Annotated in this window: 15 protein-coding genes; 1 reads left to right on the top strand and 14 read right to left on the bottom strand. The window is 24.6% G+C overall.

The features are described from left to right. Positions 1 to 42: 42 nt before the first annotated feature. The 11 genes from yajC to ydiK all read right to left on the bottom strand — a co-directional run bounded on the left by yajC (position 43) and on the right by ydiK (position 12,262). Positions 43 to 378, bottom strand: coding sequence for a preprotein translocase subunit YajC (gene yajC, locus D9V72_RS00670; RefSeq protein ID WP_158354584.1), 336 nt, complete (start codon positions 376 to 378; stop codon positions 43 to 45). A 24-nt stretch (positions 379 to 402) separates the two neighbouring features. After that, positions 403 to 1,515 (bottom strand): tRNA guanosine(34) transglycosylase Tgt, encoded by a 1,113-nt coding sequence (tgt, locus tag D9V72_RS00665; protein ID WP_158354582.1) that lies wholly within the window; start codon positions 1,513 to 1,515, stop codon positions 403 to 405. Positions 1,516 to 2,558: 1,043 nt separating this feature from the next. After that, complete coding sequence (locus D9V72_RS00660) at positions 2,559 to 2,855, bottom strand: integration host factor subunit alpha (RefSeq protein ID WP_158354580.1); 297 nt, start codon at positions 2,853 to 2,855, stop codon at positions 2,559 to 2,561. A 4-nt stretch (positions 2,856 to 2,859) separates the two neighbouring features. Then, positions 2,860 to 5,244 (bottom strand): phenylalanine--tRNA ligase subunit beta, encoded by a 2,385-nt coding sequence (gene pheT / locus D9V72_RS00655; RefSeq protein WP_158354578.1) that lies wholly within the window; start codon positions 5,242 to 5,244, stop codon positions 2,860 to 2,862. A gap of 9 nt (positions 5,245 to 5,253) precedes the next feature. Further along, positions 5,254 to 6,243: a phenylalanine--tRNA ligase subunit alpha gene (gene pheS / locus D9V72_RS00650; RefSeq protein ID WP_158354576.1), complete on the bottom strand. Its 990-nt coding sequence runs from the start codon at positions 6,241 to 6,243 to the stop codon at positions 5,254 to 5,256. Between the two features lie 191 nt (positions 6,244 to 6,434). Beyond that, a complete protein-coding gene (gene rplT / locus D9V72_RS00645; RefSeq protein WP_158354574.1) occupies positions 6,435 to 6,791 on the bottom strand; it encodes a 50S ribosomal protein L20 in 357 nt (118 codons plus the stop codon). 42 nt (positions 6,792 to 6,833) lie between these two features. After that, positions 6,834 to 7,031 (bottom strand): 50S ribosomal protein L35, encoded by a 198-nt coding sequence (rpmI, locus tag D9V72_RS00640; protein WP_158340464.1) that lies wholly within the window; start codon positions 7,029 to 7,031, stop codon positions 6,834 to 6,836. Positions 7,032 to 7,117: 86 nt separating this feature from the next. Beyond that, the gene (gene infC, locus D9V72_RS00635) at positions 7,118 to 7,657 is read right to left on the bottom strand and encodes a translation initiation factor IF-3 (RefSeq protein WP_158354572.1); all 540 of its coding nucleotides are present in this window, start codon (positions 7,655 to 7,657) and stop codon (positions 7,118 to 7,120) included. Positions 7,658 to 7,660: 3 nt separating this feature from the next. After that, entirely contained in the window at positions 7,661 to 9,589 is a 1,929-nt protein-coding gene (thrS, locus tag D9V72_RS00630) for a threonine--tRNA ligase (protein ID WP_158354570.1), read from the bottom strand. 188 nt (positions 9,590 to 9,777) lie between these two features. Further along, positions 9,778 to 10,824: a 3-deoxy-7-phosphoheptulonate synthase gene (locus tag D9V72_RS00625; RefSeq protein ID WP_158354568.1), complete on the bottom strand. Its 1,047-nt coding sequence runs from the start codon at positions 10,822 to 10,824 to the stop codon at positions 9,778 to 9,780. Between the two features lie 355 nt (positions 10,825 to 11,179). Then, complete coding sequence (gene ydiK / locus D9V72_RS00620; protein WP_158354566.1) at positions 11,180 to 12,262, bottom strand: AI-2E family transporter YdiK; 1,083 nt, start codon at positions 12,260 to 12,262, stop codon at positions 11,180 to 11,182. A gap of 234 nt (positions 12,263 to 12,496) precedes the next feature. Here ydiK and D9V72_RS00615 point away from each other — a divergent pair, with 234 nt between their 5' ends. After that, positions 12,497 to 12,889, top strand: coding sequence for an iron-sulfur cluster assembly accessory protein (locus D9V72_RS00615; RefSeq protein WP_158354564.1), 393 nt, complete (start codon positions 12,497 to 12,499; stop codon positions 12,887 to 12,889). Positions 12,890 to 12,896: 7 nt separating this feature from the next. On the opposite strand, the gene tyrS is transcribed toward D9V72_RS00615, so the two are convergent. The 3 genes from tyrS to nth all read right to left on the bottom strand — a co-directional run bounded on the left by tyrS (position 12,897) and on the right by nth (position 17,159). Next, positions 12,897 to 14,156 (bottom strand): tyrosine--tRNA ligase, encoded by a 1,260-nt coding sequence (gene tyrS / locus D9V72_RS00610; RefSeq protein WP_158354562.1) that lies wholly within the window; start codon positions 14,154 to 14,156, stop codon positions 12,897 to 12,899. 171 nt (positions 14,157 to 14,327) lie between these two features. After that, on the bottom strand, positions 14,328 to 16,505 hold the full coding sequence (gene priA, locus D9V72_RS00605; RefSeq protein ID WP_261979224.1) for a primosomal protein N': 2,178 nt from the start codon (positions 16,503 to 16,505) through the stop codon (positions 14,328 to 14,330). A 21-nt stretch (positions 16,506 to 16,526) separates the two neighbouring features. Beyond that, positions 16,527 to 17,159 (bottom strand): endonuclease III, encoded by a 633-nt coding sequence (gene nth, locus D9V72_RS00600; RefSeq protein ID WP_158354558.1) that lies wholly within the window; start codon positions 17,157 to 17,159, stop codon positions 16,527 to 16,529. Between the last annotated feature and the right edge of the window lies 1 nt (position 17,160).

Below are 17,160 nucleotides of genomic sequence, written 5' to 3'. Positions count from 1 at the left end.
AAGGATTGAATATAAAATAATTTATTTTTTTAAAAATAGAAATTATAAAGATTTTAAAGTGCCTTTAGGTAACAATGATGCTATAAAGTCTTGCTTTATAAATACTTCACTAGTCTCATTCAGTTGAAGTAAAATATAACCATTTTTTGTAATTTTTTTTATTCGTCCTAATAAACCACTAGTTGTTATAACTTCATCTCCCTGAACAAGAGAATTCATGAGATTTTTATGTTCTTTGTCTTTCTTTTGTTGAGGACGAAAAAGCACAAAGTAAAAAACTAACAAAAATATTATTACCATAAATATTAAAGAATATGAATTACTACTTTCTAGCGTTCCATTTGTTACAGCATTAGCATTTTGAACAAAAAAACTCATTTATTTTACCTCAAAATTATTTTTTTACAAAACGGTTTCATTTTTTTGCTTATAAAAATTCAATACAAATTGATAAAATGTATTATTTTTTATTGCATTTCTTATATTAAACATTAATGTCTGATAATAATGTAAATTATGTATTGTATTTAAACGAGCTCCTAATATTTCATTGCAAGAATCCAAATGATGCAAATAAGAACGAGTATAATATTGACAAGTATAACAAGTGCAAGTACTATCTAAAGGCGATAAGTCTTTTTTATATTTCTTATTTCTAATTTTAATAATACCATTTGTAACAAATAAATATCCATTTCTTGCATTTCGAGTTGGTATGACACAATCAAACATATCTATACCCCGATTTATTCCTTCTATTAAATCTTCTGGTTTACCTACTCCCATTAAATATCGAGGTTTGTTTTTTGGCATTTGAGGACAAATATGATCTAACAATTGATACATTTCTTTTTTTGTTTCTCCAACAGCTAAACCACCTAATGCATATCCATCAAAATCGATTTTTATTAATTCCTTTAGTGATATATCACGTAATGATGGATATATTCCTCCATGAATAATACCAAATAATAAATTTCTATTTTTATAAAAATCAAAATATAAACGACTTTTTTTTGCCCAGTATAATGATCTCTCCATTGCATTTTTTGTTTTTTGCCAATCTAAAGTATATTCAATACATTCATCAAAAATCATAACAATATTTGAACCTAAATCCAATTGAATTTTCATAGAAATTTCTGGAGTTAAAAATATTTTCTTTCCATCAATATAATTTCGAAAAATAACTCCTTCTTCATTAACCTTACAGAATTGTGACAGACTAAAAACTTGAAATCCTCCGGAATCAGTAAGAATAGGTCCCGACCAATTCATAAAATCATGCAAGGTACCATGCAATTTTATTATTTCATGTCCAGGTCTGCAGTATAAATGAAAAGCGTTAGCTAGAATAATTTTACTTCCTGTGTTTTTAATCTCTTCTGTACTAACACTTCTTACAGAACCATAAGTACCTACTGGCATAAAAATAGGCGTTTCTATGACTTCATTATTAAAATTAAATACACCATATCTAGCATTTCCATCTTGATGCAAAACTTGAAAATTCATTTCATCTCCAAAATTCTCACAATATTTTTAAAATAATTATTATTTAAAATATACTATATAATAAAATTTTTATATAAATCTAATTTATTATGAATTCTATATATCGTATCTCTATAAAAAAAAACTATATTTATAGTTGCTTTATAATGAACATTTATTATATTTTTATATTTCAAAAGTAAGAAAGTGACTTAATTAATATTAATTTAGAAAATTAAAAATTAATAATCGATATTTCAATAATTTTTTTATAAATAAAACATATAAAAAATATTAGAGTCACCAAAATAAAATTTTTATTTTATTCAGGGAAAAATGACATTTTCTAAAATACAAAATGTACTAATTTCTATCGAAATAATACGATGATCTTTTTTTGTAAAACTTAATGTTTTTAACTATCGAAGAAGAAACTTCAATTAACATGTAATATATAATACTTTCTTTGATTTTAACGGTTCTAATAAGTTAAAGCATACTACAACCTTTATATAGAAAAATTACGTGATTATACCTAAATCTTTCTTATGTAATCTATCTAAAAAGTTAAATTAAAAATAGCAATAGAATATATTTTTTATATAGTTTAATAGAAGTCAATATCTAATATATTTCTAAATCTTTTATTATATGATAGCAAAGAGATTTCTTTGATATTATTAAAGATTTCAGCAATAATCGAATAAAAAATCACCATGAAACAGAGTTTAAAAAAAATTTATAATCAATAATGAAAATTTAATATTTTAAAAATAAAAGATTCAATCTTACTTCTATTTTTTGTATATCTAAAAAAAATAAGCAGGTATTACTTCAATATTTTTAATACAATTAAATTACAATATTAATTTCATTAATTATATTAAAAAAACATTTATAGATTGGTATCCTAGTATGTCTATAAGCAAGTATTAAACAACATATAATACGAATCAAATGAAGATAAAAAATATAATTAATTTCATTAAATTAAAAATATAGAAAATTATATGATTTACTTCTTTTTAAAAGAAAGAACATTGCCAAAAAAATATTTAAAATTATTATTTTTTTATTAAATAATTATCAATTTTACCTTTGAGTTTTTGACCAGCTTTAAAAGTAACTACTCGTCTAGCTGTTACAAGAAATGTTTCTCCTGTTTTAGGATTTCTACCAGGACGAGCTTTTTTATGCTTTATTTGAAAGTTTCCAAATCCAGATAATTTAACATCTTCTCCCTTTTCTAAAGATTTTTTAACTTCTTCAAAAAAAAATTCTACAAATCTCTTTGAGTCTTTTTTAGTTAATTGTAATTTCTCAAATAAATTTTCTGAAATTTCGGCTTTTGTAAGCACCATAAGTTTATTTCCTTAAAACTGCTTGAAATTTTTTATTTAATGCTCCTATACAATCGTTCATCATTAAATTAATTTCATTGTCTTGCAACGTTCTCTCTTGATTCTGAAAAATAAAACTAATCCCTAAACTTTTTTTCTTATTATAAAATTCTTTACAAGAATATATATCGAATAAATTAATTTCTACTTTTTTATTAATAAAAAAATTTTTACATTTTTTAATAATAGCACAAACAGCAATATCTTCTGATATCAATATTGCAATATCGCGTCGAATAGTAGGAAATTTTGAAATATCTTGAATTTTTAATGGTTTAATATCTGGAAAATTACTGAGTGATATTTCAAATAAAAATGTCGAACTATTAACATTAAGTTCTGTTTCTAATCTCGGATGGATAGCTCCAATTCTACCAATAAAGTGATTTTTAAAATATATAGATGCACTTTGTTCCGGATGTAGTCCAGCTATTATTTCTCGTCGAAATTCTATATGATCTAATGTACAAAATGATTCTAATATAGATTCTAAATCACCTTTTAAATCATAAAAATCCATTTTTCTTGTTTTATCATACCAATTTTCTTTAGTGTAATTTCCACTAATTGCTGCTGCTAAAAAAAATTCTTGTTGCACACCAAGATTTTTAGTTTTATCTACTGAAAAACAAAGTCCACTTTCAAAAATACGCATACTGTTTTGCTGACGATTTTTATTGTAAGAAATGTTTTTAATCAAACCAGGCCATAATGATACACGCATACATGACATGTCTTGAGAAATAGGATTAGATAATAATAATTTTTTTTTATTTGGGAAAATTAAATTTTGTATTTTAGGATCAATAAAACCATAATTTATAACTTCATAATAACCTTGATTAATTAATATAACAGCAGACTTTTTAAATAAAGAATCTTTTAATTCATGTTTTTTATTACAGTTTAGAAATTCTTTTAATGGAGTTGAATAAATTTTGTTATATCCATATATTCGAAGTATGTCACTAATTACGTCTTCCTCAATTAGTATATCAAATCGCCAGCTAGGAGGAATAACATCCCAAAATTTTTCTTGAAAATTGAATTGATAATCAAGACTATGTAAAATTTTTGAAACAATAATTATGTCAAAAGAAAAACCTATTATTTTATTTATCTTTTCATGATACAACCTTATTTTATTATTATATACAACTGAATTAGATTTTTTAGTATTAATAGGACCAGTAACACCTCCACATATTTTTATAATTAAATCAGTTGCATATTCAATAGCATAGGTTTGAAGAAATGGATCAATACCATAATTATAATATTCTAATACTTTATTAGATTTCATTTTTCTTATAATATAAGAAATAGATTTTTTACTAATTAAAGATGAAGTTAATAATATATTCTTAGTGTTTTTATTTATATTAACAAAGCAAGAATTAATATTTCCAGGAATAGATAATATTTTCTCTTTATCAGAAACAACTAATATGTTTTTATTTAAGCAGATCTCTATATTATTTTCTAAAAATATATTTTCCTTATCTTTTGCCATACGAACTATAATAGCATTATTTATATTATCTAAATTTAACGCATTTAATGGTTGTCCGATTTCAATCAACACATAATTTATAATATTTGTTATAATATTTTCTGATAAAAGATCAGAAAAAAACAATTTTTTTTTCATCCAAAAAGGAGTATCAACATTTATATCAATGTTTTGAACAATTCTTCCTAAAAAATTAATACATTCTTTTTTATCTTGAATATCAATATCAACTTTTTTTTCAAACATAACAGGAACTGATCTATATATTAAAGGCGACATTTTTAAATTATTTATAGCAGCTATGTTACGAGATAATCCTAAAAGACTTAGACCATCTGGACGATTTGATGTTATAGAAACTTTAATAATATTATCATTTAAAGATAAATAATCATTAACGTTAATTCCTATCGGTGTTTTTTTAGGAAATTCAATAATCTTATTATCATTAACAAAAAGACCTAATTCAAAAAAAGAACATAGCATCCCTTCAGATAATTCTCCTTTTAAAATTCTTTTATTGATTATAACATTTTCAGATAAAGTAGAACCAACAGTAGCTACTGCAACTTTTATTCCATTACAACAATTAGATGCTCCACATACAATATTCAATAATTCCTTTTTACCTATGTCTACTTTTAGTATTTTTAGATTAGGAAATTGAGAATGTAAAACACATTGAACTATTTTACCAACTATAATACCAGAAAATGTAGATTTAATTTTTTCAACATATTCTACTTCAATACCAGAGCTAGAAATTTGTTCATGTAAAATCTTGCTATTAACTTTTGGATCTATCCATTCACGTAACCATTTTTCACTAAATTTCATTTTATCTCACTAATTATATTTAAATTGATTTAAAAATCTTATATCATTTTCAAAAAAAGATCGAATATCAGATATTCCATAGCGTAACATTGTCATCCTTTCAATACCTATTCCGAAAGCACAAGCGGAATATACCTTTGAATCAATATTAACATTTTTTAAAACATTAGGATGTACTATGCCACATCCTAATATTTCTAAAGGTTTCCCATAATGATTAATAATGTCTACTTCTGCAGAAAGAACGGTAAAAGGAAAATATGATGGACGAAATTTAATGGAAACCTTGTTTCCAAAAAAATCATATAAAAATTTATATATAATCCATTTTAAATTAGAAAAATTAATATTTTTATCAACTATTAAGCCTTCAATCTGATGAAACATAGGTGTATGTGTAATATCGTAATCATTACGATACACTTTTCCAGGAAAAATAAATCTAATTGGAGGTTTTTCTTTTTTCATAATACGAATTTGCATACTTGAAGTTTGGGTTCTTAATAATCTGATATTATCAAACCAAAAGGTATCATGACTATCTCGAGCTGGATGGTTTTGAGGAATGTTTAAAGCATCAAAATTATGATATTCATCTTCTATTTCGGGACCATTGACTGATTGAAAACCTAATTTTAAAAAAAAGTGTTTTATGTAATTAATAGTTTGTGTTATAGGATGAAAACAACCACATTCAGTACGACGACCAGGCAATGATATATCAATAGTTTCTTTTCTAATACGTTTTTCTAAAATAAGTGTAATTAATTTTTGTTTTTTTTGATTAATTTGGCTAATAATTTCTTGTTTTTTTTGATTTATAACAATACTATATTTCTTCTTTTCTTCAAAAGGCAAGTTTTTTAAATTTTTTATATAAGAAATAAAAACACCTTTTTTACCTAAATATTTAATACGAATTTCATCTAATTCTTCTATTGTTTTTGAATTTTTTATATCTATTTTAATAGTTTCAAATAATTTATTTAAATTTAGCATATTGTGCATTTTTTATTTTATTCATATTTAAGTATATATTTAAGATACGAAAAAGCTCCCATAAAGGAAGCTTGTTTTTATTTAGACTAACAAGTCTAGATTTGAATTAAAAAAAAATCTATTGAACATTATTAATTATCAAATGTAGAGGGGAGATTAATTTCCCCCTCTTGCAGATTAAAAATTAATATTTATAATAAAGCTTCTTTTGCTTTTTTTACTAATGCATTAAATGAAAACATATCAAATACAGCGATATCAGATAATATTTTTCGATCAATGTTAATTGAAGCTCTTTTTAAACCAAACATGAAATTACTATAAGACATTTTACTTTGACGAACAGCAGCATTAATACGCGAAATCCATAATTGACGAAATTGTCGTTTTCTTTGTCGTCTGTCACGATAAGCATATTGACCAGCCTTAATCACTGCTTGACAAGCAACTCTATAAACACGTGAACGAGCTCCATAGTAACCTTTTGCTTGTTTTAAGATTTTTTTGTGACGAGCGTGAGCAATTACCCCACGTTTTACACGAGCCATTTATGCTCTCCTATTCGTAAAATCTTAATAAAATAAGTGAATTTACGCATATGGTAAAAAAGATTTAACTTTATCTATATCTCCTTTAGATACTAGAATCTTAGGACGAAGATGACGTTTTTTATTTGTTGTTTTTTTCGTTAAAATATGACGCAAATTTGCTTGTTTACGTTTAAATTTACCAGATGCAGTTTTTTTAAAACGTTTAGCTGCACTTTTTAAAGTTTTAATTTTTGGCATAAACTATTTCATTGTAATTATGAAAAAAATATAAAAAATTATTTAAGTAATGTATATATTAATTCTAAAAATCTGATCAAAAGTGGTTACTTTTTCTTTGGAGCTAAAATCATTATCATTTGTCGACCTTCAATTTTAGATGGAAAAGATTCCACAGTTGCTAATTCAATTAAATCATTTTTAACTCTATTTAACACATCAACACCAATTTTTTGATGTGCCATTTCTCGGCCTCTAAATCGCAAAGTAATTTTGGCTTTATCACCATCTTCTAAAAAACGCACTAAATTACGCAATTTAACTTGATAATCACCTTCATCAGTTCCTGGACGAAATTTTATTTCTTTTACTTGAATTACTTTTTGTTTTTTTTTCTGTTCCTTGGAAGATTTACTTTTTTCATAAAGAAACTTTCCATAATCCATAATACGACAAACTGGAGGTTCAGCATTAGGACTAATTTCCACTAAGTCTAACCCTAACTCCTCAGATTTTTCTAAAGCTTCACGTAAATTAACTATACCAATTTGATCACCTTCAACGCCTGTAAGACGAACTTTAATAGCACGTATCTCACTATTAATTCGATTAGGACGTGTTAATTGAGTTCTTTTTCCACCTTTAATACTTTATTCCTCCATTTGATAAAAGTTACGAGTAATAATTTCTTTTTGCAACTTTTTAATAAAAAGATCAATATCAATCATTCCAAAATCATGACCATTTCGATTTCGAACAGATATTTTTTTAGAACTAATTTCTTTTTCGCCACAAATTAATATATAAGGGATTCGACGGAGCGTGTGTTCTCGAATTTTAAAACCTATTTTTTCATTTCTTAAATCATATTCTGTACGAATATTAAACTCAGAAAATTTTTTAAATAATTTTTTTACATAATTTGAACTAATATTAGTGATACTAATTATCACTACTTGTATTGGAGATAACCATGTTGGCAAATTACCTGCACATTCTTCAATTAATATACCAATAAATCTTTCTATTGAACCTAATATAGCCCGATGAATAATTACAGGCACTTTACGTTCATTTTTTTCATTAATGTAAAACGAACCTAAACGTAATGGCAAATAAAAATCGAGTTGAATCGTTCCGCATTGCCAATTTCGGTTTAAAGAATCTTGCAAAATAAATTCAATTTTAGGTCCGTAGAAAGCACCTTCTCCTAATTGATATTCAAATGATAAATGATTTTCTTCTAACATATCAGACAAATCTTTTTCTGATTCATTCCATAGAGCATCAGTACCAATACGTTTTTCTGGACGTGTAGATAATTTAACCAATATTTTTTTAAAATTAAATGTACTATACAAATCATATATCATTTTAATACAATCGTTAATTTCAGAACGAACTTGTTCTCGAGTACAAAATATATGAGCATCATCTTGAGTAAAATTACGTACCCGCATTAAACCGTGTAAAGATCCTGAAGGTTCGTTACGATGACAACTACCAAATTCTGCCATACGGATGGGCAAATCGCGATAAGATTTTAATCTACTATTAAAAATTTGTACATGTCCAGGACAATTCATTGGTTTAATACAATATTCTCGATTTTCTGACATTGTAGTAAAAATAGAATTTTTATAATTATCCCAATGTCCACTTTTTTTCCAAATTAACTTATCTATTAATAATGGTGTTTTAACTTCTGTATATTTATATTCTTTTAGTTTCAATCGAACAAAATTTTCTAGTTCATTAAAAATAATCCAACCTTTATTATGCCAAAAAATCATACCCGGAGATTCTTCTTGTGTATGATATAATTCTAGAAATTTTCCAATTTTTCTATGATCTCTTTTATCTAATTCATTTAAATAGTGAACGTATTTATCCAGTTCTTTCTGATTACACCAAGCAGTACCATAAATGCGCTGCAACATTTTGTTTTTTTTGTTTCCCTCCCAGTAAACACCGCCAATTTTTTGTAATTTAAAATATCTACAACATTTTATATTAAAAACTTGCATGCCTATATCAATATCTACATTATCTTCATGATAATAAAGAGAAACTTTCTTTTCAAAATTACTATTTTTGTTAATTAAAGAAACTTTATATTTCTCAAAAATTTTTTGAAATATTTTTCTCGCTTCAGCATAAGAAACTAACTTATTTAAAATATCATATTCTTTTTTTATAAGAGTTTTCATATTTTCTTCTAATAAGAAAAGCTCTTTTTCTGAAATTTTTCTTTCGAACTCAATATCACAATAAAAACCGTTTTCTACAATATTACTTGCAGCAATATGTGAAAGCGGCCATATATTTTTTATGGCATAACTTAAAAGATGTGCACAAGAATACCGAACAATATTTAATGCCTTTTGATCTTTATCACTAATAAATTCTATAAAAGAATCTTCTTTGATTAAAGTATTTAAATTTGCAAAATGATTATTAACGGAAATTGCAATAAGAGATTTTATAATACTAGGTTTTTTATTTTTGATAATCTCTATTAATGAAACAGAATGCTCGTACACCTGCTGACTTCCATCAAAAAATCTTATTACAGGCATTCTTAAGTCCTTAATTAAAAATATTAATTGTTTTCTATTTAAAAAAATCAATTACTTATTAAGTATTTACAGGATATATATTCTTCTGTAAAAAAATTTCGCACATATAGTATAAAAATAAACTTTATATGAAACATCTTAAAATTGAAAAAACGGTGCTAGTCAAATCTTTTTGACTAGCATATAAATTAAAAACGTGTATCTACAGCATCTGCTAATTGTTTAATAATTAAAGTACTATCTTTCCAATTTAAACAAGCATCAGTAATAGATTTACCATATATCAATGGTTGATTATTAATTACTGGTTGAAAACCTTCTTCTAAAAAGCTTTCAATCATAACACCAAAAATAGCTTTAGAACCATGAGAAATTTGATATGAAACAGAATCAGAAACATTTTTTTGACGAATATGTTGTTTTAAACAATTACCATGACTAAAATCAATCATTAAATGTTCTAATAAATTAAATTCACGTAAATGTTTTACTGCTAAATTAATATCATCAGAATGATAATTAGGAGAACGACCACCTCTCATAATTATATGCCCATATGGATTCCCACTGGTATGATTAATTGTCATTTGTCCATCTTTATTAGGTGCTAAAAATAAATGTCTAACACTTGCTGCACGAATAGCATCAATTGCAATTCGTATATTACCATCAGTACCATTTTTAAAACCTACTGGACAAGAAAGAGCGGAAGCCATTTCTCTATGAATTTGACTTTCCGTTGTTCTTGCACCAATAGCGCCCCAACTAATTAAGTCCGCGATAAATTGGCCGATGACCATATCAAGAAACTCTGTTGCTGCAGGCATTCCTAATGCATTTATATCTAGTAATAATTTACGAGCTACCGCTAATCCATGATTAACTCGAAAAGTTCCATTTAAATCTGGATCTGATATAAGTCCCTTCCATCCGACCACTGTTCTTGGCTTCTCAAAATATGTACGCATTATGATTTCCAGACGATCTTTATATTTTAATCGTAATTCACATAATCGATGCGCATATTCTACTGCAGCAATAGGATCATGAACTGAACATGGACCTATTACAACAAGTAGTCGTGGATCTTTTCCAGTCATAATACGAGCAATATTTTGCCTTGTTGCAATAACAGTATCCATGATGTCTGAAGTAATAGCATATTGCTTGGCTAATTCAGATGGAGTTATTAATGGATCAATTCGTATTGTACGTAGTTCATCTGTTTTTTTCATTTTGTTCTCTAAATGAGTTTTTTGTTCTGGAAAGAATATTAATATTTCATAAAAATCACGAAAAACTAACCAGTTATAATCTCATTTCTAATAGTTTTTTTAAATACTTGATAAAAAATTTCATAATATTAGGGAGAATATTGTTTAATAGTATATTTTAAATAATATAACAGAAATTTCAAATAGAAAAAAATGAAGATCAAATCTTTAAAAAAATTATAGTTATATAATATAATCAATTTTTATCTATTGATTACGAGATATAACTAAATTATTTTTTATATATTATCATAATTTAGATTATATTTAATTAAAAAAATTTATTTTATCTATTGTCTTAATAATAATTTAAATTTTATTTTAACGATGTGTTTTCTACAAAAGATCCAATTGAAATTCCGTACATCCATGATATTATTAAACGATAAAATATTACTAATACTACTGGACCAATAAACAAACCAATTATACCGAAAGTCAATAAACCACCAATTACTCCAGACAAAGTTAATAAAATAGGTAAATCAGCTCCTAAACGTATAAAAAATGGTCTAAGTATATGATCAAGTATAAATACAAAACAACTCCAAATTAATAGTATTGTACCCCAAGTAGGATGATCACTCCAATAAAGCCATGTAATTGAAGGTATCAAAATAGGCAATGGTCCTAATTGTATTAGACAAGAAAAAAAAATTATTATCATTAACAAAGCCCAATAAGGAACACCAGAAACTAATAATCCTAAACCAGATAATAAAGCTTGAATTAAAGCTGTCACTGCAACACCTAATGCAACAGCTCTAACTGCTTGAGTCGCTAATAAAACAATAGCATTACCATTTTTTTTACTAAGTCGAAAAGCAAAATGATGAATAATATTGCTAATTTTTTCACCATTCCAATATAATAAAGCACTAAAAAATAGCATTAATATTAAGTGTATAATAAACAATCCACAATCTTTAGCTTGTATTATAAAAAATTCAGTAGTTTTTCCCATATAAGGTCTGACTTCTCGAATTAATTCGCCTCCATCGCTATCTAACAATTCTCGATAACTAATAAATATTTTTTTACCAATAAGAGGAATATCTTGGAGCCATACTAATTCTGGAAATTCTAAAGTATTTGAACTAAACCAATGAATAAGAGGTATACTTGTTGCGATTAAACTATTTACTAAGAAAAATACTGGAATAATAAATAAAAGAATCAAAATTACAATCATAATTATTACAGCAAGTGAACGTTTTCCACCTAAACATTTCTGTATTTTTAACATAAGAGGCCAAGTGGCAATGACAATCATACTAGCCCAAGAAAATCCTAATATAAATGGATGGATTACTAAAAAACTTATCACACCCATAGCAATAATAAATATCAGCGATAAAATAGACTGCGATAAATCCATTTTCTCTTTTGGATTTTGCATATAATTGTTCTACCTCAACATTTTTATATTATAAATAATTTCTTGTAGAATGAATGTAGATTTATAAAAAAATTTTGTATTTCCAAAGAAAGATAAAATAATTATAACATTAAAATTTATAAAAATAATTAATAAAAAAGAATATTCTTTAAAATACAAGTACTTATTTAAAATAGAGGTATATTCTAGGTTTTTTTTTATTTCTATAAACATACTTATTAAAAAGAGGACATGATGAACAAAAATGAAGTTAGCACTTATTTACCAAAAAAAAATACATGGAAAAAAATTTCGATCACTGAGAACGCTATGAGACAAATTTTATTTCTCATTAATTTAAACTCTGATAATATCGGAATAAGATTAAGTATAAAAAAATCAGGATGTGCAGGATTTCGTTATACCATGAAATTAGTAAAATCTTCAGAATTTAAAAAAGAAAAAGATAAAAAAGAAATTAGTTTTTTTTATAAAAATATTCTTATATATATGTTTTCTAAAGATATACCCTTTCTAGAAGGTGTTAAAATAGATTTTGTAGAACACAATATAAATAAAATATTTAAATTTTATAATTCTAATTTAGAAAAATTTTGCGGTTGTGGCGAAAGTTTCTCAATAAATTAAAAATAAATTACCAACACAATAAAGAATGATGTTTTTTACCTCGAGATAATAAAGTAAACTTTCCAAATAATTTATCTTGGTTATTAAAAATATGATTTTTTCTTATTTTTTTCGTATTAATAGATATAGAATTAGAAATTATCATGTTTTTAGCCTGAGTTCGAGATTCTGCTAATGAGGTTAATACTAATGCTTCTTGCAAATCTTTTATGTTATCTATTTCAATAAATGGTATGCCATCCTGTTTTAATTGTTGAAAATCAGCTTCTTGGATATTAGTGATATTTTTAAAAAATAGAAATTCTGTAATTCTTTCTACTGCTAATAATTTTTCTTTTCCATGTACTAATTGAGTAATATTTTTAGCTAAAAAAGACTTATCATTAATAATTTGATTATCAATATATTTTTTTTGTTCTCTTTTGTTAATTTCTGATGTTTGGATAAAAGTAAACAGCTTTAAAAAATAATAAACATTAGAGTCTTCTACATTCATCCAAAACTGATAAAATCTATAAGGACTAGTTTTATTTGCATCTAACCATATAGTTCCTGATTCTGTTTTGCCAAATTTAATACCATTAGACTGAATAAGAAGAGGTAATGTTAAACCATATGCTACTTTTTTAGATCTACGATTTATCAAATGCATTCCTGAAGAAATATTACCCCACTGATCTGATCCTCCAATTTGGAGGTCTACTTCATATTTTTTGTTTAAAATAAAAAAATCATATGCTTGCAATAAATTATAAGAAAATTCTGTAAATGAAATTCCCTGATCTGGTCTTGTAATTCGTTGTTTAACTGCAGATCGATTAATCATAGTGTTAATTGAAAAATATTTCCCTACATCTCTTAAAAAAGATAAGATATTAATCTTATTAAACCATATATTATTATTTAATAATAAAGCACTATTTTCTCCACAATTAAAATCTAAAAAACAAGAGATTTGCTTGCTAATTTTTTTTGTCCATATATTAATATTTTCGTGAGTATTAAAAATACGTTCTTTATCTTTAAAACTAGGATCTCCAATTAAACTTGTAGCTCCTCCCATTAATATTATGGGTCTATGACCTGCCATTTGAAATCTTTTTAGAGTAATTAAAGGTAAAAGATGACCTATATGAAGGCTTTCATCAGTAGGATCAAAACCACAATAAAGAGAAATTGGGTTATTTTGAATGAGTTTACTTAAATTATCTTCATTTGTAATATGAGATATTAAACCTCTGTTATGTAACCTTTTAATTAAATCCATTCATTAAAACCTCTTTTTTAATATTAATCTTCTAAAAATAAAAAAATATGTCACGGCTTAATTGACATCTTACTATTTTTTAAAAATATCTTATTCTAATTTTCTTAGAACATCAATGAATAAAGCATAAAACTATTCATCGTTACTCAAAAATACAAATTCCATTTAATTTTAATTAGGTTCAATATCTACAAACCATTTAACGCGTTTAGAAACAGTAAAAATATTAATTAAATCCATACATTCATGTAATATATTTTTAAGAAAAGAACGCGAAGAACATTGAATTAATAATTTATGAAAATGTTTTTTCCTATTTTTTGATAAAAAAACATTATAAGGACCTACGAACCATAAAAAATAATTATTTTTATTAGATTTTTTTTCTAGTATTTTACGAATTAAACTCAAAAAAACTATGTTATATTCAGCGTGTAAACTTTCTGAATACACAACACTCTGAAAGCTCCAAGGAGGCAATAAAAAATTTTTTCGAATCGATAATATTTTCTTCGAAAAAGAAAAATATCCATTATTACATATTTCTTTTAAATTTAAATCATCAGGAAATGATGTTTGTATAAGTATTTTAAATGATTTTTTTATTTTTCTAGTTAATTGAACTAAATTAATATAAAATTGAGCAAAGTATTCTATAGCACGAAAATTAAAAGATAAAAAATAATTATCAATACAAATTAAAACAATTAATTGTATATGTGGAAAATAGTATTGTTGAACAAATTCTTCAGTTGTGATGATAATATAAGGATTCGAAGCAGAAAACTCATAAATTTTCGTATTTAATATTTTTTGATCTATATTTTTTTTGCTTAATAAGAAGAACAAAGAAATATTTGGAAAAATATTTTGTATTTTATCTTTAATTTTTTCTATACCTATATTAAAGATAATTAAAGAGAAAAATCCACAATTAAAACAAAAAATTGGTTTTTTAATTTGAATCAAGCAAAATTTACAAAATAATATATTTCTATATTGATTGATTTCTAAATAATCGTGACAAATGCTACATTCAAATATCCAATCACATTTATTACATTTTAATACATAAAAAAATAAGCTAAACTTATTAAAAACTAATAAAATTTGTTTTCTTTTAAAATTTTGATAAATTTCATTTATTAAAGTCAAGGATAGACCAAATTTTATTTTATCTTTTTTTAAATCAATAATACTGTTATTCAGTCTATTCATCTGATTACATGAATATAATTTAATATAGGAGCACTTTTTACATAAAATATTATGCAACGTTTTTAACGAAGGAGTTTCTGAATCTAAAATTATCGGTATATTTTCTTTATATGCTCTTAAAATTGCCAAATCTCTAATATTATATCTACATTCATTTAAGCTTTTATATCTCACATTATGTTCTTCAAGAAAAATAATAACACCCAACTTCAAAAAAGGTAAAAAAACACTTTTTCCTGTACCAATAACAATAGAATTTTCACCATTTTTTGTTCTAATCCAGTTTTTAAAATATTTAGTACTAGTTAATTTTGGATGTATTATATCAATAGGAATACTGAAATATTTTTTTAAAAACACTAAAATTATATTAATATTTTTAATGTAAGGTACTAAAATTAAAATTTGCATGTCTTTATATAATACGGACTGAATCAAACCCAAATAAAATTTAACTTTTGCATATAAATTAATTTTAGTCAGCAGCGAAGATGAAAAACATTTTTTCATTAAAATATCATTAAGAATGATCGATGTTCTGACATTTAAAAAAAAATTTTTTTTTAGTGTTAATATTTTTTTTTTTAAAAAAAGTTTATCATTAAGATTATTCTTACATAATTCCTGAATTTCTAATTTTTTTAAAATCACTTTAGATAAGTTGTATTTTTTTAGTTCAGTACTTAAGACACTTTTTTTCTTTAAAAAAATTAAAGTGTGTAGTTGTTTTTTTTTTCTTTTTAAATGATTTAAATCTAATTCTCGACCTTTTTTTGTTATACTCCACTCACAAATATATTTATTCTTTATCATGTAATTAGAATGTAAAATTTTTGGTAAAATAAAAAAAAATAAATTTCCAATAGGGCAATGATAATTTTTACTTATCCATTTTAAAAGATCTAATATAACATCAGAATAAAGTGGTTTAGTGTCAATCAATGATTGAACACATTTTAAATTTAATTGACTTATATTATTATTTTTATAAATAGCAACTACGATGCCTATCATATGTTTTGAATTAAAAGGAACTAAAATTCGTCCTCCAATAACAGGACGCATACAATTCGGTATAAAATATTTAAAATATTGTCTAACAGGAATAGGTAAAACCACTTTTATAATCACTGATATATCCATTAAAATATATTAAACTTTTTTTTTATTAAATTCACATAGCTTAAATATTAAACATATATTACATTGAATTTTCCGAGCAGTACAAATATACCGACCGTGTAAAACAAACCATGCATGAAAGTTTAATTTGAAAATATTAGGAACTACTTTCATTAATTTCATTTCAACTTCTTTCACATTTTTTCCTTTAGCAAAATTAGTACGATTCGATACTCTAAAAACATGTCTATCTACAGCAATAGTTTTTTTTTTAAACAATATGTTTAAAAGAACATTAGATGTTTTTCTTCCTACACCAGGTAAAGACTCTAATTCAATGCGATTATTTGGAACCATTCCATTGTATTTAGTTAATATTAAAAAAGAACTGCGAATAATGTTTAATGCTTTAGTATTATATAAACCGATATCTTTAATGTAATTTTTAAGACATTTTAATCCTAATGATAAAATACTTTCAGGAGTATTTGCTATTTTAAATAATATTTTAGTGGTTTTATTTACAATAGTATCAGTAGATTGAGCTGAAAGCATTACAGATAGTAATAATTCAAAATCAGAAGAAAAAATTAATTCTATCTTAGGTTTAGGATATTTAATATTGAAAAGTGATAAAATTTCATAACGTTTTTCTTTATTCATT

Origin of the sequence: Buchnera aphidicola (Macrosiphum gaurae), from assembly GCF_005080965.1 — a bacterium.
GTDB lineage: Bacteria > Pseudomonadota > Gammaproteobacteria > Enterobacterales > Enterobacteriaceae > Buchnera > Buchnera aphidicola_S.
This window is presented reverse-complemented; position numbering and strand designations above follow the sequence as displayed.

Excerpts from the sequence above, each read along its gene's own strand:
- nth (WP_158354558.1), bottom strand. The coding sequence starts at position 17,159 with ATGAATAAAGAAAAACGTTATGAAATTTTATCACTTTTCAATATTAAA.
- rplT (WP_158354574.1), bottom strand. The coding sequence starts at position 6,791 with ATGGCTCGTGTAAAACGTGGGGTAATTGCTCACGCTCGTCACAAAAAA.
- D9V72_RS00660 (WP_158354580.1), bottom strand. The coding sequence starts at position 2,855 with ATGGTGCTTACAAAAGCCGAAATTTCAGAAAATTTATTTGAGAAATTA.
- D9V72_RS00615 (WP_158354564.1), top strand. The coding sequence starts at position 12,497 with ATGAACAAAAATGAAGTTAGCACTTATTTACCAAAAAAAAATACATGG.
- ydiK (WP_158354566.1), bottom strand. The coding sequence starts at position 12,262 with ATGCAAAATCCAAAAGAGAAAATGGATTTATCGCAGTCTATTTTATCG.
- thrS (WP_158354570.1), bottom strand. The coding sequence starts at position 9,589 with ATGCCTGTAATAAGATTTTTTGATGGAAGTCAGCAGGTGTACGAGCAT.
- tyrS (WP_158354562.1), bottom strand. The coding sequence starts at position 14,156 with ATGGATTTAATTAAAAGGTTACATAACAGAGGTTTAATATCTCATATT.
- D9V72_RS00625 (WP_158354568.1), bottom strand. The coding sequence starts at position 10,824 with ATGAAAAAAACAGATGAACTACGTACAATACGAATTGATCCATTAATA.
- yajC (WP_158354584.1), bottom strand. The coding sequence starts at position 378 with ATGAGTTTTTTTGTTCAAAATGCTAATGCTGTAACAAATGGAACGCTA.
- pheT (WP_158354578.1), bottom strand. The coding sequence starts at position 5,244 with ATGAAATTTAGTGAAAAATGGTTACGTGAATGGATAGATCCAAAAGTT.
- pheS (WP_158354576.1), bottom strand. The coding sequence starts at position 6,243 with ATGCTAAATTTAAATAAATTATTTGAAACTATTAAAATAGATATAAAA.
- tgt (WP_158354582.1), bottom strand. The coding sequence starts at position 1,515 with ATGAATTTTCAAGTTTTGCATCAAGATGGAAATGCTAGATATGGTGTA.
- rpmI (WP_158340464.1), bottom strand. The coding sequence starts at position 7,031 with ATGCCAAAAATTAAAACTTTAAAAAGTGCAGCTAAACGTTTTAAAAAA.